This is a genomic window from Actinomycetospora atypica, assembly GCF_042653685.1.
Taxonomy (GTDB): Bacteria; Actinomycetota; Actinomycetes; order Mycobacteriales; family Pseudonocardiaceae; genus Actinomycetospora; species Actinomycetospora atypica.
The window spans coordinates 21,975-40,212 of the sequence record NZ_JBHSIV010000006.1 but is presented as its reverse complement, the minus strand read 5'-3'; the positions used below and the strand labels follow the sequence as shown (position 1 = coordinate 40,212).

Below are 18,238 nucleotides of genomic sequence, written 5' to 3'. Positions count from 1 at the left end.
CGGGTACGCGGAGCGCGCAGCTGATCGCGTCGGACGATCACGCGAACGGCGACCGCTCCCCGGAGGCGTCGAACAGAGCGACGTCGACGGACCGGAAGGCGTCGCCGACGTCGGGCGCGTGGGCCACCGCCCGCCACGCGTCCAGGTCCTCCCACGACCGCCACCGCTCGTAGTTGTTGATGCGCCCCGGGTCGACGGAGTCGGCCGTGATGGCGGCGTCGAGACAGCCGGGCGCAGCCCGGGCGCGCCGGACGAGGTCGGCGAACTCCTCGACGAGCCGGTCCCGATCCTCGGGCGTGACCTCGACGTGACCTCCGATGATCAGCATCGCTTCAGTCTAACAACTCTCGGGTCCTGAACAAGGACCAAGAGGGTCGCCGGTCGCGGGGGTCAGTCGTAGATGACCGCGAGGCCGCGCTCCTGCAAGCCGGCGAGGCCCGTGCGCATCGCCTGCTGCTGCTCGGCGGTGTGCCCGGTCCAGTCCTCGAGCTCCCCGACGATGCGCACGGGCTCGCGGGTCCGGAACGAGCGGGTGGGATTGCCCGGGAGCTTCTTGTCGGTGACGTTGGGGTCGTCCTCGATCTCGCCGAGGGGCTCCACGAGGTAGATGCGCCCGGGTCCGTCGCCCTGGGCCAGCTCAGCCCCCCAGACCGCGGCGTCGAGCGTCTCGGTCACGTAGACGTGGTTCATCACCCGCCCCTCCTCGAAGTTCGAGAGGCGGCCGGGAACCAGCAGGTCGCCGATCGCGAGGTCGGCCTTCGTCCCGTGCAGCAGCGCGCCCGACTCGTGGATCTCGAAGGGCTTCGGCCCCGTCATGTCGTGTCCTCTCGACGTCCTGACCAGCGAGGACGGCGATTCTCCGACGCGGGTGAGGGCTTGCCGCAAGCCCCGCCACCCGCTATACGTTGGTGCAGAGCTTGTGAGCACTTAGCGGGGCTATAGCCCCGCTTAGTGCTCACAAGGGCTCCGCCCACACCGTCAGCTGCCCAGGGCCAGCACGTTGCAGACGTCGCCCCGGCCGCCCGAGCTGGTGAGCCCGCGCTGCGAGCGGATGCGCTCGGCGAGGTGGCGGGCGTCGTCGCCGACCCCGGAGAACCGGCCCGAGCCCCAGGTCCACTGCCACGGCAGGCCGAGGAAGTAGAGGCCGGGCGCCGAGGTCACGCCACGGCTGTGGCCGGGGGCGCCGCGCCCGGAGAACACGGGGACGTCGACCCACGAGAAGTCCTGCCGGAAGCCGATGCACCAGACCACCGAGGTGATCCCGGAGTCGGCGAGGCGGAGCTCGGTGGGGTCGGACTCCGAGTGCCACACCGGGGTGTAGCGGTCCTCGACCGGGGCGTCGATCTGCTTGGCCGCGATGTGCTTGTCGATCGTGTCCTTGATCGACTCCGACACCTCGTCGGCGTGGTCGAGGTTCCCGGTGAGGTCGGGGGCGAAGTGCAGCACGCCGTCGCGGTGGTCGGTCATCATCCCGTAGAGGCGCATCCCGTCGCGGGCGTGCGCGCGCAGGTCGATGTCGCGCCCGCCGTCGCGGCCGGTCACGTAGTGGTTGGCCTGGGCGCGCACGGCCTCGCGGCGGGGGTGCTCGGTGACGGGCATCCGGTAGTAGCCGAGGTCGTCGAGCCAGTCGGTGACGTCGCGCCCGCGATAGAACCGCGCGACGCGCGGGGCGTTCCCGACGACGAGGTGCACCTTCCGGCCCTCGAGGTGCAGGTCCTCCGCGATCTGCGCGCCCGACTGGCCCGACCCGACCACCAGGACCTCGCCCGGCGGGAGCTGCGAGCCGTTCTTGTAGTGGTGCGACTGCACCTGCGTGATCGACGAGGGCAGCGGCTCGGACAGCGGCGGGGTGATCGGGGTGTGGTAGCCGCCGGTGGCGATGACGACCTGGTCGGCGGTGAGGCGCCCGGCCGTCGTCTCCAGCACGTAGGTCCCGTGGTCGTCGCGCGACACGCGGGTCACCCCGACGCCCTCGTGCAGCGGCGGGTCGACGAACGCCCGGTAGGCCTCGAGGTAGTCGATGATCTCCGTGCGGACCATGAAGCCGTGCGGGTCGGTGCCGCCGTAGCCGCCCTCGCCGTAGGGGAAGTCGGGGAGCCGGCACTGCCAGTTCGGCGTCACCAGGCAGAACGTGTCCCAGCGGAACGCCTTCCAGGAGTGGCCGATCTCGTCGCGCTCGAGCACGAGGTGGTCGATCCCCACCCGGCTCAGGCAGCGGCTCATCGACAGACCGGCCTGCCCGCCCCCCACGACGATCACGGGGCGGTGCGTCCCGTCGAGGTCGCCACCGAATCCGGTGCGGGTGCCGCGCAGGGGCGTGACGGTCATGGCCGGTCGTTCCTCTCAGCCGGGCGGGACACATCGCGTGGCCCTCGGTTCCGAGTGATCAGAGTCCGAGCCGTTCGTTGCGGAACGATTTCGGTCTGACTGCCGCGACATTGCCGGATGTTTCGAAATGTCCCCGTCACGGGAGAGTCATTCGGTGACGCGCTCGTAGTCACGGGGAAACGGAAGCGTCATCGCCCGTTGTGAGGCTTCAGCACCACGAGGCCGGGTCGACCCCGACGCCGGGCCTCCACCGCGTCCTCGAAGGAGACACGTCATGACCACGGCCGAACTGTCCGACGTCGAGCAGAAGAGCCTCGAGGAGATCCCGCACCCCTCGCTGCCCGAGGGCTCGAACATCTACGGCGGCACCAAGGTCTTCCCCGACCTGCAGGCCGAGAACGGCGAGACCTACTTCACCCTCGTGCACGGCATCGCGCACGAGTCGTCGGTCAGCTTCGTCGCCGTCCTGCAGGCCACGCGGGCGCTGCGCAAGGGCTTCGAGACCGCGATCTACTTCTACGGCCCGGGCTCGCTGAACTGCCTGGCCACCCGCGGGTTCCCCACCACGGGCACCTCCGCCTTCCCCGGCGAGCACAACATCAACGACCAGCTGAAGACCTTCATCAGCGAGGGCGGCAAGGCCTACTGCTGCCGCTTCGGGCTGTCGCTGCACGGTGCCCGCGAGGAGGACCTCATCGAGGGCGTCATCCCGACGCACCCGCTCGACGTCCAGGACGCGCTCATCCACTACGCGCGCAAGGGCGCGATCATCAATTCCACCTACCAGTTGTGAGCACCTGTGAGCACTTTCCGGGGTCATGGCCCCGGAAAGTGCTCACGAGGGCTCTGCCCACATCGAAGGAGGCACCTTTCCCTTGACAGTCGATATCCGTTCCGAGATGGCCGTCCGCGGTATCGCTGTCGACCTCGGCGCCACCATTCCGCTGCGCCGCCCCGGCGGCGCCGGCCCCTCCGACGACGGGCACGTGCTCGTCGACGGGCTGAAGACCACCCTGCCGATCGACCCGGCGAGCCCCTACCGGCTGCGCGACGGCCGCCTGGTCCGCAGCGGGCCCGACGGCGGGATCACCGACCTCGGCGTCGCCGTCGACACGGTCGACCGGCCCGCCTTCTACGACCTCACCACCGCCGACGGCGTGCGCTACGAGCAGATCGCCCGCCTGCACGGGAACGACGTGCTCGCGACGACCGTCGTCCAGACCTGCGTCCGCTACGACGAGGCCGACCGGTGCCGCTTCTGCGCCATCGAGCAGTCCCTGCGCAGCGGCGCGACGACCGCCGTGAAGACCCCGGCGCAGCTCGCCGAGGTCGCCGAGGCCGCGGTCCGCCTCGACGGCGTCCGCCAGATGGTGATGACCACCGGCACCTCCAACGGCCGCGACCGCGGCGCCCGCCACCTCGCCCGGTGCACCGCGGCGGTGCGCGCGGCCGTTCCCGGCCTGCCGATCCAGGTGCAGTGCGAGCCGCCGGCCCCCTCTGATCTGGAAGCCCTGGCCGTCCTCCGCGACGCCGGCGCCGACGCGATCGGCATCCACGTCGAGTCGCTCGACGACGCCGTGCGCGCCCGGTGGATGCCGGGCAAGGCGAGCGTGCCGCTCGAGCAGTACTGGACGGCCTGGCGCGAGAGCGTCCGGCTCTTCGGGCGCAACGCCGTCTCGACCTACCTCATCGTCGGCCTCGGCGAGGACCCCGACGAACTCGTCGCCGGCGCGGCGCAGCTCATCGACGCGGGCGTCTACCCCTTCGTCGTCCCCTACCGCCCCATCCCCGGCACGCTCGCGTTCGCCGACGGCGACCCCGCGCCCGACCCGGCCCTGCTCGCCGACGTCACCGCCCGCGTCGCGAAGGAGCTGAAGGCGGCCGGGATGCGCGGCTCCGACCAGGCCGCCGGATGTGCGGCGTGCGGCGCCTGCAGCGCACTCTCCGCGGCGGGGGGCTGACTCATGTCGCTCACGGACGAGTCGTTCCCACCCCTGATCGTTCCGCAGCCCGCCCGCACCCGGACCGCGCTCGGTGCCGCCGAGGAGATCCTCGGCGGCCTCGTCCGCCGACCGGCTCCCCGCGAGCTCACCATCGGCGAGGCCCCGGCCGCCGACGCGACCCACCCCGACGTCGTCGCCCACCGCGCCCTCCGTCGAGCGGTGTTCGTCGAGGAGCAGGGGCTGTTCGGGCACTCCCGCAGCGACGCGGACGACACCGACACCGACCCCCGCGCGATCGTCCTGCTCGCCCGCGACGCCGACGGCACCCCGCTCGGTGGCGTCCGGCTCGGGCCCGCCCGGCCCGGCGAGCCCGACCTCGGCTGGTGGACCGGCAGCCGGCTCGCGGTGGGCGTCGGCGGTCGTCGTCGGGCCGGGGTGCGCGTCGGCGCCGCCCTGATCCGCGCCGCCGTCGCGCGCGCCGAGGCCGCGGGCGTGCTGCGCTTCGAGGCCGACGTGCAGGCCGCGAACGGCCCGCTGTTCACCCGCCTCGGCTGGGACACCGTGCGACCGGTGTCGGTGCCCGGCGCCCCGGCGGTGCCGCACCTGCGGATGCGCCACCCGATGGACCGCATCCAGCGCCTCGTCGACGCCACGAAGGCCCCGCTCGGCGAGCTCGTCGCGGGCCTCGGCCCGGCCGGGTTCGTCGGCGACGACGGCGCCCCCGTGCCGGGCAGCGACGTGATCGCCGCCTGCGACGCGATCCTGCCCGCGATGGTGGAGCGCGACCCCGAGTGGGCCGGCTGGTGCGGCGTGCTCGTCAACGTCAACGACCTCGCCGCGATGGGTGCCCGTCCGGTCGGCCTGCTCGACGCCGTCGGCGGCCGGGACACCGCGTCCGTCGCGCACGTGCTGCGTGGGCTGCGCGCCGCCGCGGACGCCTACGGCGTGCCGGTGCTCGGCGGCCACACCACCGTCGACGTCCCCGCCTCGCTCGCGGTCACCGCGCTCGGGATCACCCCGACGCCCGTCCCCGCCGGCGGAGGGCGGGTCGGGCACCGCGTGCGGCTCACCGCCGACCTCGACGGCGCCTGGCGCCCCGGCTACACGGGCCGGCAGTTCGACACCACGTCGCGCCGCCGCCCGGAGGGCCTCCGCGCGATGGTGAACGCGATCGGTCCGGATGCCCGGTACCGCCCGGCCGCCGCGAAGGACGTGAGCATGGCGGGCCTCGTCGGGACCCTCGGCATGCTCGCCGAGGCCAGCGGCACCGGCGCGGTCCTCGACGTCGCGTCCGTGCCGCGCCCCGACGTCGCGGTGGCCGACTGGTTCACCTGCTTCCCCGGCTTCGCGCTGCTCACCACCGACGAGCCCGGCGCTCCGCTGCCCGACGCCGGACCCGCCGTCGGCGCGGAGTGCGGAGAGCTCACCGACGTGCCCGGCGTGGCCCTGCGCTGGCCCGACGGGGAGACGACGACCGCCGTCGTCGGCCCCGTGACCGGGCTCGGCCCGGCCGCCCCCGAGAGGACCCCCTCATGACCGTCACCTTCGCCGCCGCCGCCGAGGGCTTCGTCCGCGACCTGGACGAGGACTTCCGGCGCATCGAGAAGCTCGTCGGCCGGGCCCGCGAGGCGGGGGCCGACCTGCTGGCCCTGCCGGAGGCCGCCCTGGGCGGGTACCTCTCGTCCCTCGACGGCGATCACGACGACTCCCCGCCCCAGCTCGACGGGGACGGCCCGGAGATCCGGCGGCTGATCGACCTGGCCGGCGACCTCGTCGTCACGGCGGGGTACTGCGAGCGGGGCGACGACGCGTCGGGCGGGCTGCCCTACAACAGCTGCGTCGCGGTCACCGGCGACGGCGTGCTCGGGCGGCATCGCAAGGTCCACCAGCCGCTCAGCGAGCACTACTCGTACGCCGCGGGCGACCGCTTCGCCGCCTTCGACACTCCGATCGGCCGCATGGGCATGATGATCTGCTACGACAAGGCCTTCCCCGAGGCCGCGCGGGCCCTCGCCGTCGACGGGGCGCGGGTCGTCGTGTGCATGTCGGCCTGGCCGTCCTCGCGCACCAACGCCGCGCCCGTGCTCGCCGACGACCGCTGGACCCGCCGCTTCGACCTCTTCGACCGCGCCCGCGCGCTGGAGAACCAGATCGTCTGGGTCTCGGCGAACCAGGCCGGCGAGTTCGGCAGCATGCGGCTCGTCGCCAGCGCGAAGATCGTCGACCCGGGCGGCGAGGTGCTCGCCACCACCGGGACCGAGGCGGGGCTCGCCGTCGCCTCGATCGACGTCGACGACGCGGTCGACTCCGCCCGGCGCTTCATGGGCCACCTGCGCGACCGGCGTCAGGGGAGCTACGCCCCGGTGCCGGCCTAGTGCTCCGCATCGCCGCCGCGGCGGCCCACTTCACCCGCGACCTCGCCTTCGACCTCGAGCGGATCGGCGTGATCATCGCCCACGCGCGGGAGGCCGGGGTCGGGATGCTGGTCCTGCCCGACGGTGCCCTCGGCGGCTACGTCACCGACCTCCGGCCCACCGACGCCGACGAGGTCGACCTGCCGCCGGCGCTGGAACCCAACGGCGACGAGGTCCGCTCGGTCATCGACCTCGCCGCCGAGATGGTCGTCTGCCTCGGCTACTGCGAGGCGGGGCCCGACGGCGAGCGCTACAACGCCGCGGTCGCGCTCTGCGGCGACGGCATCCTCGGCCGGCACCGCAAGGTGCACCACCCGGCCGGCGTGGCCTCGCTGTTCACCGCCGGCCGCGGGTTCGCCGCGTTCGACACCCCGGTCGGCCGGCTCGGGATGCTCATCGACCACGACAAGACGTTCCCCGAGGCGGCCCGCTCCCTCGCCATGGACGGCGCGACGATCGTCGGCTGCCTCTCCGCGTGGCCGACCTCGCTGACCAACCGCGCGCCGCGGATGGCCCAGGACCGGCAGGCGCGGCTGTTCGACCTCTACGACCAGTCCCGCGCCGCCGAGAACCAGGTGCTGCTGGCCTCGGCGAACCAGAGCGGGCGCTCCGGGGCGCTGCACTTCCTCGGCCGCGCCAAGGTGGTGGGGCCCGGCGGGGAGATCCTCGCGCGCACGTGGTCGAAGGGCGGGCTCGCCGTCGCCGAGGTCGACCCCTGCGCGATGGTCGACGCGGCCCGCGCCGTCCTGCACCACCTCGACGAGCGCCGACCCGCGGCCTATCGATGCTGATCCGCCTGTCCACCTATTCGACGAAGCCCCGCGGCGGCGTGGTGCACACGCTCGCCCTCGCGGAGGCCCTGCAGCGCCTGGGCCACGACGTGCAGGTGTGGGCGCTGGCGCGCGGCGGGGACGATTCGTTCTTCCGGTCCGTCGAGGTGCCCGTGCGGTTGGTCCCGGTGCCCGAGATCGAGGGCGAGTCGGTCGGCGACCGCATCCTGCGCTCGATCGCGCTGCTGAGCGGCGCGCTCGCCGACGCCGGCCCCGCCGACGTCCGGCACGCCCAGGACTGCCTGACCGCCAACGCCGAGGGCGCGGCGCACGGCTACGCGGGCCTCGTCCGGACGGTGCACCACCTCGACCGGTTCACGACGCCGTCGTTGGTCGCCTGCCACGAGCGCGCCCTCGTCGAGCCCGCGCAGCTGCTGTGCGTCTCCGACGCCGTCGCCGCGGAGGTGCACGCGGGCTGGGGCCGGACCGCGCCGGTCGTCGGGAACGGGGTGGACGCCGCGCGCTTCGCCGCCGCGGAGGCGGGTGGCGCGGGGGCGCCGTGGCGGGAGCGGTACGGGCGCTACGTGCTCTCCGTCGGCGGGATCGAGCCGCGCAAGGGGACGCTCGACCTGGTCCGGGCGATGGCGTCGATCGAGGCCCCGCTGGTGGTCGCCGGCGGCGACACCCTCTTCGACTACCGCGGCTACCGCGACGAGGTGTTCGCCCTCGCCGCGTCGCTGGGGGTCGAGCCGGTGGTGCTCGGACCCGTTCCCGACGATGCCCTGCCCGGCCTGGTCGCGGGCGCGGCGGCCTTCGCGTTCCCGTCGACGAAGGAGGGGTTCGGGCTCGCCGCGATGGAGGCCCTCGCGGCGGGCGTGCCGGTCGTCGCGCGGGACCTCCCGGTGCTGCGCGAGGTGTTCGCGGGCGCGGTGCGGTTCGCCGCCGACGGGGATGAGTTCGCCGACGCCTACGCGGCCGAGCTGCGGGCCGTGCTCGGCGGGGACGACCCGTCCGGGCCGGCGCGGACGACGGTGGGCCGGGCGCTCGCGGCGTCGCACACCTGGGACGCGGTCGCCGCGCGGCACGTGGCGGCCTACGCGGAGCGCCTAGCCTGAGCGCATGGTCGAGACGCCCGACGTCCGCTACTGGTTCGACCCGGTCTGCCCGTACTGCTGGCTCACCAGCGGCTGGGTCCGGACGGTCGCCCGCCGCCGGGACCTGACGGTCGAGTGGCGGTTCATCTCGCTGCGGCTGCTCAACGCCCACGTCGACTACGCCGCGCAGTTCCCGCCCGAGTACGAGGCCGGGCACACCGCCGGGCTGCGGCTGCTGCGGGTGTGCGCGGCGGTGCGCGAGGCCCACGGCGACGAGGCGGTCGGCCGCTTCTACGAGGTCCTCGGGGACGCGGTGTTCGAGCAGGGGGAGGTGCCGGAGCACAGCAGCGAGCGGGAGCAGCGCGGGACCCGCGACTTCGTCGTGCCGGTGCTCGAGCGCGCCGGCCTGCCCGCCGAGCTGGCGGAGGCGCTCGACGACGACCGCCACGACGCGACGATCCAGGCGGAGACCGACGAGGCGCTCGGCCTCGTCGGGAAGGACGTCGGGACCCCGCTGATGCAGATCTCCCCGCCCGACGGGCTCGCCTTCTTCGGCCCGGTGATCAGCCGGCGGCCGTCGGAGGAGCAGGCGGAGGAGCTGTGGGACCACGTGGTGGGGCTCGCGAGCTTCCCGGGCTTCGCCGAGCTCAAGCGCAGCCTGCGCGAGCGCCCGCAGCTCCCGGCCTACGGGGTGGCGGCCGGTGAGGTCGGGCTCGTCGAGGACTGGCACGGCGGGAGCCGCCGACAGCATCGGTGACGTCCCCCGCGATCGCGCGCCCTGACGACGCCCACTGCTTAGGGTGGCCAACGATGAGCGCCCAGGCGGAGGCCCCGCCGACCCACCTCGGCCGACCGACCGTCGTCCTGCTCGCGATCGTGTGCGGCGCGGCGGTCGCGAACATCTACTACGCCCAGCCGCTGCTCCCGGTGGTGGCGCAGGCGTTCGGGGTGGCCGAGGGGACGGCCGGCTACCTGGTCACCGCCTCGCAGATCGGTTACGCCGTCGCGCTCGCGCTGCTCGTCCCCGCGGGCGACATCCTGGAGCGGCGCCGCCTCGTCAGCACCCTGCTGCTCGTGAGCGGGGTCCTGCTGCTCGGTGCCGCGGCCGCACCGTCGTTCGGGGTGCTGCTCGCCGCCGTCGCCGTGGTGGCCGTGACCAGCGCGGTCGCGCAGATCGTCGTGCCGATGGCGGCGTCGCTCGCGAGCGACGAGTCGCGCGGCTCGGTGGTCGGCAGCGTGATGAGCGGGCTGCTCGTCGGGATCCTGCTCGCCCGCACCGTGGCCGGGTTCGTCGCCGAGATCGGCGGCTGGCGGCTCGTGTTCGTGCTCGCCGCCGTGGTGATGGTGGTGCTCGCGGGCGGGGTGCGCCTCGCCCTGCCGCGCGTGCCGGTCGCCGCCGCCGCGGGCTACCCGACGCTGCTCCGCTCGGTCCTGACGATCGTCCGCGAGGACTCGCTGGTCCGCCGGCGGATGGTCCTCGGCGGGGTCGGGTTCGGGTGCTTCACCATCCTCTGGACGGCGCTGTCGTTCCTGCTCGCCGCCCCGCCGTACTCCTACGGCACCGGGGTCATCGGGCTGTTCGGGCTCGCGGGCCTGGCCGGGGCGCTCGCCGCGATCTGGGCGGGCCGGTTCGCCGACCGGGGGCACGGCCGCCGGGTGGTGACGATCGGGCTGGGCCTGCTGCTGGTGAGCTGGGGCCTCCTCGCGCTCGGCGGGTCCGCGCTCGTGCCGCTGATCGCGGGCATCGTCGTGCTGGACCTCGCGCAGCAGCTCCTGCAGATCTCCCACCAGCACGCCATCTACCGCCGCCGCCCCGACGCGCGCAGCCGCGTGACCAGCGCGTTCCTCGTCTCGGCGTTCATCGGCGGCGCGCTCGCGTCGGCGCTGACCTCGGCCCTCTACGCCACCGTCGGCTGGCCCGGCGTGTGCGCGCTGGGCGCGGTGGTGGCGCTCGTCGGGATCGCGACGTGGGCGCTCGAGTTGTGGCGGCCGTCCCCGGCGGAGCCGGTCGGCTGAGTCGCCCGTCGGTCCGATCGGGTCGAGGGAGCCCTCACGCACCGTCCGGGGCGTCCGCGGGGTGCGTGAGGGCTCCCTCGAAGACGTGCCGCTGGCTCCGCGCCGCCCGCGCGTCCACCACGACGACGCCCTCGGCGGTCAGCCGGCGGATTTGCTCGACCGCGATGTGCGGGGCCGGGGTGCCCGTGGTCCGCAGCACGCGGTGCCACGGGACGTCGGCGCCGTCGGTGGACAGGACCGTCCCGACGACCCGCGCGGAGCGTTCGCCCGCCGCGGCCGCGACGTCGCCGTAGCTGCACCAGGTGCCCTCCGGGATCGACGCGACGATCTCCCGGATCCGCTCGTGGCGTGCCTCGTCCACGCAGCCAAGTGTGCGCCGACCGGCACCCGGGGCATGTACCGGGCATGAGCACCGCACCCGAGCGGCCCACGTCCCCGCTGCAGGACCTCGCGCGCGTCGGCCTCGGCACCTTCCTGGCCGCCGCCGGTCTCAGCCACCTGACCTTCGCGCGGAAGGGGTTCCGCGCCCAGGTGCCCGACTTCGTGCCGCTCGACGTCGACGACACCGTCGTCATCTCGGGGTGCGCCGAGGTCGCCCTCGGTTCCGCGCTGGTCCTCTTCCCGAAGGAGCGCGTGAAGATCGGGACCATCGCCGCCGTCTTCTTCGCGGCCGTCTTCCCGGGCAACATCGCCCAGTGGCGCCACCGCCGCGACGGACTGGGCCTGAACTCCGACCGCATGCGGTTCCTGCGGCTGTTCGCCCAGCCCGTGCCGATCGCGGTGGCGCTGTGGTCGACCGGGGTGCTGCCCCGCCGCTGAGTCCTGCGCCTCCGGGCCCGCGGGTCGAGGCTGTCGGGGGGTCGTGGTTCCCTCGGGAGCATGACGATCCCCGGCGCGGCCCCCGCCCCGCGGCTGCTGCGGGCGGCGACGCGCGTGCCCTCGGATCTCCGGCTCGACGAGGGTTCGCGGCGCGTGCTGGAGCACCGCGCCGGGTTCCTGCGGGTGCTGGGCGGGCCGGGCACGGGGAAGACCACCCTGCTGGCCGAGCGGGTCGCCCGCCTCCTGCACGCGGATCCCGAGGCGTCCTCGCTCGTCCTGGTCGGGGACCGCCGGTCCGCGGCGGCGCTGCGCGAGCGGATCTCGGCCCGGCGGCGGGTCCTGGCGGGGGAGCCGGGCGGGTCGCTCGGCGCCGCGCGCGAGCCGCTGGTGCGCAGCGTGCACTCCTACGCGTTCGCGGTCCTGCGCCGGCACGCCGCGCGGCGCGACGAGGCCCCGCCGCGGCTGCTGCCCGGCGCGCAGCAGGACGCGATGGTGCGCGACCTGCTGGCCGGGGAGGCCGCGGGCTACGGCCGCGGGTCGGGGTGGCCCGCCCGCCTGCAGCCCGCGCTCGAGGCGCCCGCCTTCGCCGGCGAGGTGCGCGACCTGCTCCTGCGGGCGGCCGAGCGCGGGCTCGGGCCCCGGGAGCTGCGGGCCCTGGGCAAGGAACACGACGTGGCGGTCTGGGTCGCCGCGGCGCGCTTCTACCAGACCTTCGAGGAGGTCACGCTGCTGCGCGCGGCCGCCGGGTCGGCCAACCCGCTGGCCTCGGCGCCGCCGCTCGACGCCGCGGAGCTCGTCGCGGCGGTGCTCGACGCGTTCGCCAGTGACCCGGGGCTGCTCGAGGCCGAACGGGCCGCGGTGCGCCACCTCGTCGTCGACGACGCGCAGGACATGGACCCCCAGCAGCTCGAGCTGGTGCGCGTGCTCGGCGGCACGGCCGACGCCTGGGTCCTGGCCGGGGATCCCGACTCGTCGGTGCTCGGGTTCCGGGGCGCGGCCCCCGAGCTGCTGCGCGACGCCGACCCGGGCGGGCGGTCCACCGCGGTTCTCCACGTCGACCACCGCGGGTCGCCGGCCGTGCGGGCCGCGGTCGCGCGGGTCGTCGAGCCGCTGCGGGGCACCGGCCCCGCCCGCACGCGGATCGGCCCGCCGGGGGAGGACGAGGAGGCGGGCGCGGCCGACGTGTCGGTCTTCGCCACGCCGGGCCACCAGGCGGCCTGGGTGGCAGACACGCTGCGTCGGGCCCACCTGGTCGACGGGGTGCCGTGGTCGCGGCTGGCCGTCCTCGTGCGGTCGGTGCCGCTGTCGCTGCCCCCGCTGCGGCGGGCCCTGCTCGCCGCCGGGGTGCCGCTCGCGGTCCCGGCCGACGACACCCCGCTGGCCGCCCTGCCCGCCGTCGCGCCCCTGCTCACCCTCCTGCGGGCCGCCGCGCGGGCCGCCACCGCCCCGGCCGTCGAGACCCTCGACGTCGACACCGCCCTCGGGCTCCTGGTCTCCCCGCTCGGGGGCGCCGAGCCGCTGGGGCTGCGCCGGCTGCGCCGCGGACTGCTGCGCCTGCACGAGGCGGGCGGCGGCGGCACCGACCGCTCCAGCGACGAGCTGATCGTCGACGTCCTGCTCGACCACCTCGCCGGCCGGCCCGACCGGCTGACGCTGCTGCCCGACACCGACACGGCGCCGCTGCGCCGGATCGCCCGGCTGCTCGCCACCGCGGTGGGGGCGATCCGAGCCGGGGAGAGCGTGCCCGACGTGGTCTGGGCCGTGTGGTCGGCGAGCCGGCTGCAGCAGCGCTGGGTCGCCACCAGCGAGCGCGGCGGGGTGCTCGGCGCGCAGGCCGACCGCGACCTCGACGCCGTCGTGGCGCTCGTCGAGCGCGCCGGCCGGTTCGTCGAGGACCTGCCCGGGGGGACCGTCGCGGGCTTCGTCGACCAGGTGGACGACCAGCGGATCCGCACCGACACCCTCGCGCCCCGCGCCCCCGACGGCGAGGCGGTCGCCCTGCTCACCGCGCACTCGGCCCGGGGGCGAGAGTGGGACGTCGTCGTGGTCCCCGACGTGCAGGAGGGGGTGTGGCCCGACCTGCGGCGTCGCGGCACCCTGCTCGGCGTCGAGCGGATGGTCGACGTGCTCGCCGGCGTCCCCGACGACCCGGCGCTGTCCACCCGCATCCCGCTGCTCGACGAGGAGCGGCGCCTGTTCGCGGTGGCGCTCTCCCGGGCCCGCACCGCGGTGCACGTCGGGGCGCTCGAGGCCGAGGACGTGACGCCGTCGCGCTTCCTCGACGACGTCGCCCCCGCCCGCGCCGACCCCGACGCGCCCCGCCCGCGCACCCGGCCCCGGCGCTCGCTGGTGCTCGCCGAGCTGGTCGGCGACCTGCGGCGCGCGGTGACCGACGCCGACACCGAGCCCGCCCGCCGTCGCCGCGCCGCCCGCCAGCTCGCCCGGCTGGCCGACGCCGGCGTCGCGGGCGCCGATCCCGACGACTGGTACGGCCTGCTCGAGGTGTCGAGCACCGAGCCGCTGCGCCCGTCCGGGTCGGCGGTGACGGTCAGCCCGAGCGCGGTCGAGACGATCCTGACCTGCCCGCTGCGCTGGGCGCTGCAGGCCCACGGCGGCGACGACTCCGACTCCCTGGCCTCGGTCACCGGGTCGCTGGTGCACGCGCTGGTCCAGCGCGCCGCCGAGGGCGCGGGGGAGCGGGAGCTCGACGAGGCGCTCGACGTCGCGTGGGCCTCGGTCGACGCGGGGGCGCCGTGGTTCTCGCGCCGGGAGCTGGCGAACTGCCGCTCGATGCTGCGCTCGTTCCTCTCCTGGCGCGACGCGTCGCGGAAGGAGCTGACCGAGGTCGCGGTGGAGGAGTCGGTCACCGCGCGGCTGGAGCAGGACGTCGCGATCCGCGGCCGGGTCGACCGGCTCGAGGTCGACGACTCCGGGCGGCCGGTGATCGTCGACGTCAAGACGGGGAAGACGCCGGTCAGCGCGGCGAAGGCACAGGAGCACCCGCAGCTCGCGGTCTACCAGCTCGCGGTGGCGCTCGGGGCGTTCGCCGAGCGCCTCGGCGGGCCCGACGACGCCCAGGCCTCCCCGGCGCGGAGCGTGCCGGGCGGGGCGCGGCTGATCTACCTCCAGCGCGACGGGGCGCCGGCGAAGTCCCGGACCCAGACGCCGCTGGAGGCCGAGGACGTCGAGCACTGGCGCGACCAGGTCGCCACCGCGGCCCGGCTGACACAGGGACCCGGGTTCGTCGGGCAGGAGAACGACTCCTGCCCGCGCTGCCCGGTCCGCACCGCGTGCCCCGTGCACGCCTCGGGGAGGCAGGTGCCGTGACCACCCTCGACACGCCCGTCGGCGCGCAGATCGACCCCGTCGAGCTCGCCGAACGGCTCGGGCTCCGTCGGCCGACCGTCGAGCAGGCCGAGGTGGTCGCGGCCCCGTTCGCCTCGGCGCTGGTCACCGCGGGCGCGGGCTCGGGCAAGACCGAGACCATGGCGGCCCGCGTGGTCTGGCTCGTCGCCAACGGGATCGTCACACCCGACCAGGTGCTCGGCCTGACCTTCACCCGCAAGGCGGCCGGGCAGCTGGCCGACCGCATCCGCAAGCGGCTCCGCCGCCTCGCGGGCGACCCGCTGCTCGACGAGCTCGACCCGACCGGTGAGCGCCGGGTGCTGGTGCGCACGCTCGAGCCGACGGTGTCGACCTACCACGCCTACGCGGGGCGCCTGCTCGCCGAGCACGGCCTGCGCCTGCCCACCGACCCGGGGGCCCGGCTGCTCTCGCCCACGGCGTCGTGGCAGCTCGCCCACCGCGTGGTGTCCTCCTGGACCCGCGACCTCGACACCCCGCTCGTGCCGACGACGGTGACCCAGTACGTCCTCGCGCTCGCGGGCGAGCTCGGGGAGCACCTGGCCGACCCCGAGGTGCTCCGCGAGCACACCGAGCGGCTCTGCCGCGCGATCGAGTCCGCGCCGCCCGCGAAGGGTCAGCGCAGGCCGCTGCCGCAGAAGCTCGTCGAGATCGTGGAGCGCCAGCGCTTCCGGGCCGCGCTCCTGCCCCTGGTCGCCGAGCTCGCCGAGCGCAAGCGGGCAGAGCGCTGCCTCGACTTCGCCGACCAGATGGCCGCCGCGGCCCGGCTCGCCGACGGCCACCCCGAGGTCGGCCAGGCCGAGCGCGGGATGTTCCGCGCGGTGCTGCTCGACGAGTACCAGGACACCGGGCACGCGCAGCGCATCATGCTGCGCGCGCTGTTCGCCGGGGACGAGCAGACGGCGGTCACCGCGGTCGGCGACCCGTTCCAGTCGATCTACGGCTGGCGCGGCGCGAGCGCGGCGAACCTGCCGCGCTTCGTCACCGACTTCCCGCGGCCCGACGCCGACGGCGAGTGGGTCGCGGCCCGGCGCTTCGGACTGCTCACGAGCTTCCGCAACCCGCCCGAGGTGCTCGACCTGGCCAACGGGATCGTCGGGCCGCTGCGCGACCCGCAGGCGATGGCCGGGGTCGGGGAGCTGCGCGCCTTCGCGGGCGCCGCGCCGGGCGACGTCCGGGTCGCCCTGCACCCCGACGTCGTCGCGGAGCGGGAGTGGCTCGCCGACGCGGTCGCCGACCGCTGGCGGGCGGCCCTCGACGCGGGCGACCCGGCACCCACCAGCGCGGTGCTGGTGCGGCGACGGGCCGACATGAGCGAGCTCGCGGCCGTCCTGCGCTCGCGCGGCCTGCCGGTCGAGGTGGTCGGGCTCGGCGGGCTGCTCGACGAGCCCGAGGTGCGCGACCTCGTGAGTGCGCTGCGCCTGGTGGTCGACCCGCTCGCCGGCGGCGCGGCGGTGCGGCTGCTCACCGGGGCCCGCTGGCGCATCGGCGGCGCCGATCTCGCCGCCGTGTGGCGGCGGGCCCGGGAGCTCGCGGCCCCACCCGTGTCGGTCACCGCGCCCAGCGCGGGTGCGCCCGACCCGGTCGTCGACGCCCTGCCCGGAGAGCACGCCGAGCGCGCGGGGCTGGTCGACGCGCTCGACGACCCGGGCCCGCCCGAGCGGTACTCGCCGGCCGGCTACGCCCGGCTGCGCGTCCTGGCCCGGGAGCTCGCCGGGCTGCGCCGTCGGGTCACCGCGCCGCTGGTCGACCTCGTCGCCGACGTCGAGCGGACCCTGCTGCTCGACGTCGAGGCCGTCGCGCGGCCCGGGGAGACCGGGCGGGCGCACCTCGACGCGTTCGCCGACGTGGTCGCCGACTTCTCCGGCGGCGCGGCGGCCTCCGGGGGCACCGCGACGCCGACGGCGCTGCTGTCCTACCTCGACGCCGCCGAGGAGGCCGAGGACGGCCTGACCCCGGGCGAGGTCGACTCCACCGCCGGCGCCGACCCGGCGCTCGGCGCGGCCCGCGTGCAGATCCTGACTGTGCACGCGGCCAAGGGGCTGGAGTGGCAGATCGTCGCCGTGCCCCACGTGTGCGCGAAGGTCTTCCCCGGCCCGAAGCTCTCCGCGTCGTGGCTGCGCTCCATCCCGTCGCTCCCCGTCGAGCTCCGCGGCGACCGGCCCGACCTGCCGACCCTGTCCGTCGACGGCGCCGAGGACCGCAAGGAGCTCACCGAGCGGCTCGAGCGCCACGAGCAGGCGTTCGACGACCGCCGGCTGATCGAGGAGCGGCGCCTGTTCTACGTCGCCCTGACCCGCTCCGAGCACACCCTGCTGGTCTCCGGGCACCGGTGGGCCGAGTCCGGGGCGACGCCGCGCGAGCCCTCGGAGTTCCTCACCGAGGTCGGGGAGCTCGCCGCGGGCGGCGGCGCCGTGGTCGACGTCTGGGCCGACCCGCCCGAGGAGGGCACCGCGAACCCGCTCGCCGAGACGGTGCGCGCCGAGGCCTGGCCGATCGACCCGCTGGGCGCCCGCCGGGCGGCCGTGGAGGAGGGCGCCGAGCTGGTCCGGGCCGCCCGGGAGCAGGCGGCCGGGCCCGACACCGCGGACCACGACGAGCCCGATACCGACGACGCGCCCGACCCCGAGCCCGACCCCGACGGCTGGGTCGCCGACGTCGACGTCCTGCTCGCCGAGCGCGCCGCGGCCCGCGAGCGGCACGCCCGCGTGCTGCTGCCCCCGCAGCTCTCGGTGAGCCAGCTCGTCGACCTCGCCGCCGACCCCGACGCGCTCGCCCGGCGGCTGCGGCGCCCCGTCCCGCGCGCGCCCGATCCCCGGGCCCGGCGCGGCACCGAGTTCCACGCCTGGGTCGAGCGCTGGTTCGCCCGCACCGAGCTGCTCGAGTTCGACGAGCTGCCCGGCGCGGCCGACGACGCCGTGGGCGACACCGACGGGGAGGCGGCGGCCGAGCTCACGCTGCTGCAGGACCGCTTCTCGGCGAGCCCCTGGGCGAACCGCAGCCCGGTGGCGGTCGAGGTGCCGTTCGAGACCGAGGTCGAGGGCACCCTCGTGCGCGGTCGCATCGACGCCGTGTTCACCGACCCCGACGGCGGCGCCACCGTGGTCGACTGGAAGACCGGGACCCCGCCGGCCCCCGAGCAGATGCCGGCCCTGTCGGTGCAGCTGGCGGCCTACCGGCTGGCGTGGTCGGCGCTCTCGGGCACGCCGGTCGAGCGGGTCCGGGCGGCGCTGCACTACGTCCGCGACGACCGCACCGTCACCCCGGCCGACCTCCTCGACGCCGCGGGGCTGCGGGCCCTGGTCGCGAGCGTGCCGGTCGAGGTCCGCGAACCCGAGGGCGACGCCGGCTCCCCGCCCGGGACGGCCTGGGCCGACGACGAGGCCGAGCCCGACGAGACCGGGTTCGACGACGGCGACCCGGAGATCCGGTGACCCGCGGGCGACCCGGACGCCCCTCGCCCGGGCCCGCGACGAGGGGGATCATCGACC

General features: G+C 75.8%; 15 protein-coding genes. 11 read left to right on the top strand and 4 right to left on the bottom strand.

What is annotated here, in order from left to right; genetic code table 11:
- Window positions 1-37: 37 nt before the first annotated feature.
- From ACFPBZ_RS07410 to ACFPBZ_RS07400, 3 genes are all read right to left on the bottom strand, one after another.
- Entirely contained in the window at window positions 38-328 is a 291-nt protein-coding gene (locus ACFPBZ_RS07410) for a putative quinol monooxygenase (protein ID WP_378035381.1), read from the bottom strand.
- A 62-nt stretch (window positions 329-390) separates the two neighbouring features.
- A complete protein-coding gene (gene arr / locus ACFPBZ_RS07405) occupies window positions 391-816 on the bottom strand; it encodes an NAD(+)--rifampin ADP-ribosyltransferase (RefSeq protein WP_378035380.1) in 426 nt (141 codons plus the stop codon).
- Between the two features lie 162 nt (window positions 817-978).
- Window positions 979-2,328, bottom strand: a complete 1,350-nt coding sequence (locus tag ACFPBZ_RS07400) for an MSMEG_0569 family flavin-dependent oxidoreductase (protein ID WP_378035379.1) — start codon at window positions 2,326-2,328, stop codon at window positions 979-981.
- A gap of 274 nt (window positions 2,329-2,602) precedes the next feature.
- Between ACFPBZ_RS07400 and ACFPBZ_RS07395 the strand changes: the two genes are divergently transcribed.
- The 8 genes from ACFPBZ_RS07395 (at window position 2,603) to ACFPBZ_RS07360 (ending at window position 10,565) form a co-directional block, all read left to right on the top strand.
- Complete coding sequence (locus ACFPBZ_RS07395) at window positions 2,603-3,121, top strand: MSMEG_0572/Sll0783 family nitrogen starvation response protein (RefSeq protein ID WP_378035378.1); 519 nt, start codon at window positions 2,603-2,605, stop codon at window positions 3,119-3,121.
- A gap of 106 nt (window positions 3,122-3,227) precedes the next feature.
- Window positions 3,228-4,289, top strand: a complete 1,062-nt coding sequence (locus ACFPBZ_RS07390; RefSeq protein ID WP_378035377.1) for an MSMEG_0568 family radical SAM protein — start codon at window positions 3,228-3,230, stop codon at window positions 4,287-4,289.
- A gap of 3 nt (window positions 4,290-4,292) precedes the next feature.
- Window positions 4,293-5,807 (top strand): MSMEG_0567/sll0787 family protein, encoded by a 1,515-nt coding sequence (locus ACFPBZ_RS07385; RefSeq protein ID WP_378035376.1) that lies wholly within the window; start codon window positions 4,293-4,295, stop codon window positions 5,805-5,807.
- Window positions 5,804-6,646, top strand: a complete 843-nt coding sequence (locus tag ACFPBZ_RS07380; RefSeq protein ID WP_378035375.1) for a carbon-nitrogen hydrolase family protein — start codon at window positions 5,804-5,806, stop codon at window positions 6,644-6,646. The genes ACFPBZ_RS07385 and ACFPBZ_RS07380 overlap by 4 nt, the downstream gene beginning before the upstream one ends.
- The gene (locus ACFPBZ_RS07375) at window positions 6,646-7,476 is read left to right on the top strand and encodes a carbon-nitrogen hydrolase family protein (RefSeq protein WP_378035374.1); all 831 of its coding nucleotides are present in this window, start codon (window positions 6,646-6,648) and stop codon (window positions 7,474-7,476) included. Before ACFPBZ_RS07380 ends, ACFPBZ_RS07375 begins: the two co-directional genes overlap by 1 nt.
- Window positions 7,470-8,570, top strand: a complete 1,101-nt coding sequence (locus tag ACFPBZ_RS07370; RefSeq protein ID WP_378035373.1) for an MSMEG_0565 family glycosyltransferase — start codon at window positions 7,470-7,472, stop codon at window positions 8,568-8,570. Before ACFPBZ_RS07375 ends, ACFPBZ_RS07370 begins: the two co-directional genes overlap by 7 nt.
- 4 nt (window positions 8,571-8,574) lie before the next feature.
- Window positions 8,575-9,306 (top strand): mycothiol-dependent nitroreductase Rv2466c family protein, encoded by a 732-nt coding sequence (locus ACFPBZ_RS07365; protein ID WP_378035372.1) that lies wholly within the window; start codon window positions 8,575-8,577, stop codon window positions 9,304-9,306.
- A gap of 53 nt (window positions 9,307-9,359) precedes the next feature.
- Window positions 9,360-10,565, top strand: a complete 1,206-nt coding sequence (locus ACFPBZ_RS07360) for an MFS transporter (RefSeq protein ID WP_378035371.1) — start codon at window positions 9,360-9,362, stop codon at window positions 10,563-10,565.
- A 34-nt stretch (window positions 10,566-10,599) separates the two neighbouring features.
- Here the strand turns inward: ACFPBZ_RS07360 and ACFPBZ_RS07355 are convergent, their stop codons facing one another.
- Window positions 10,600-10,926 carry an MGMT family protein gene (locus ACFPBZ_RS07355; RefSeq protein WP_378035370.1) on the bottom strand — a complete coding sequence of 109 codons (327 nt, stop codon included), beginning with the start codon at window positions 10,924-10,926 and terminating at the stop codon, window positions 10,600-10,602.
- Window positions 10,927-10,970: 44 nt separating this feature from the next.
- Between ACFPBZ_RS07355 and ACFPBZ_RS07350 the strand changes: the two genes are divergently transcribed.
- Genes ACFPBZ_RS07350 through ACFPBZ_RS07340 form a run of 3 tightly spaced genes read left to right on the top strand, consistent with a single transcriptional unit; the run spans window position 10,971 to window position 18,181 of the window.
- On the top strand, window positions 10,971-11,384 hold the full coding sequence (locus tag ACFPBZ_RS07350; protein WP_378035369.1) for a DoxX family protein: 414 nt from the start codon (window positions 10,971-10,973) through the stop codon (window positions 11,382-11,384).
- Between the two features lie 60 nt (window positions 11,385-11,444).
- Window positions 11,445-14,711: an ATP-dependent helicase gene (locus ACFPBZ_RS07345; RefSeq protein WP_378035368.1), complete on the top strand. Its 3,267-nt coding sequence runs from the start codon at window positions 11,445-11,447 to the stop codon at window positions 14,709-14,711.
- Window positions 14,708-18,181: an ATP-dependent helicase gene (locus ACFPBZ_RS07340; protein WP_378035367.1), complete on the top strand. Its 3,474-nt coding sequence runs from the start codon at window positions 14,708-14,710 to the stop codon at window positions 18,179-18,181. Before ACFPBZ_RS07345 ends, ACFPBZ_RS07340 begins: the two co-directional genes overlap by 4 nt.
- Window positions 18,182-18,238: the final 57 nt, after the last annotated feature.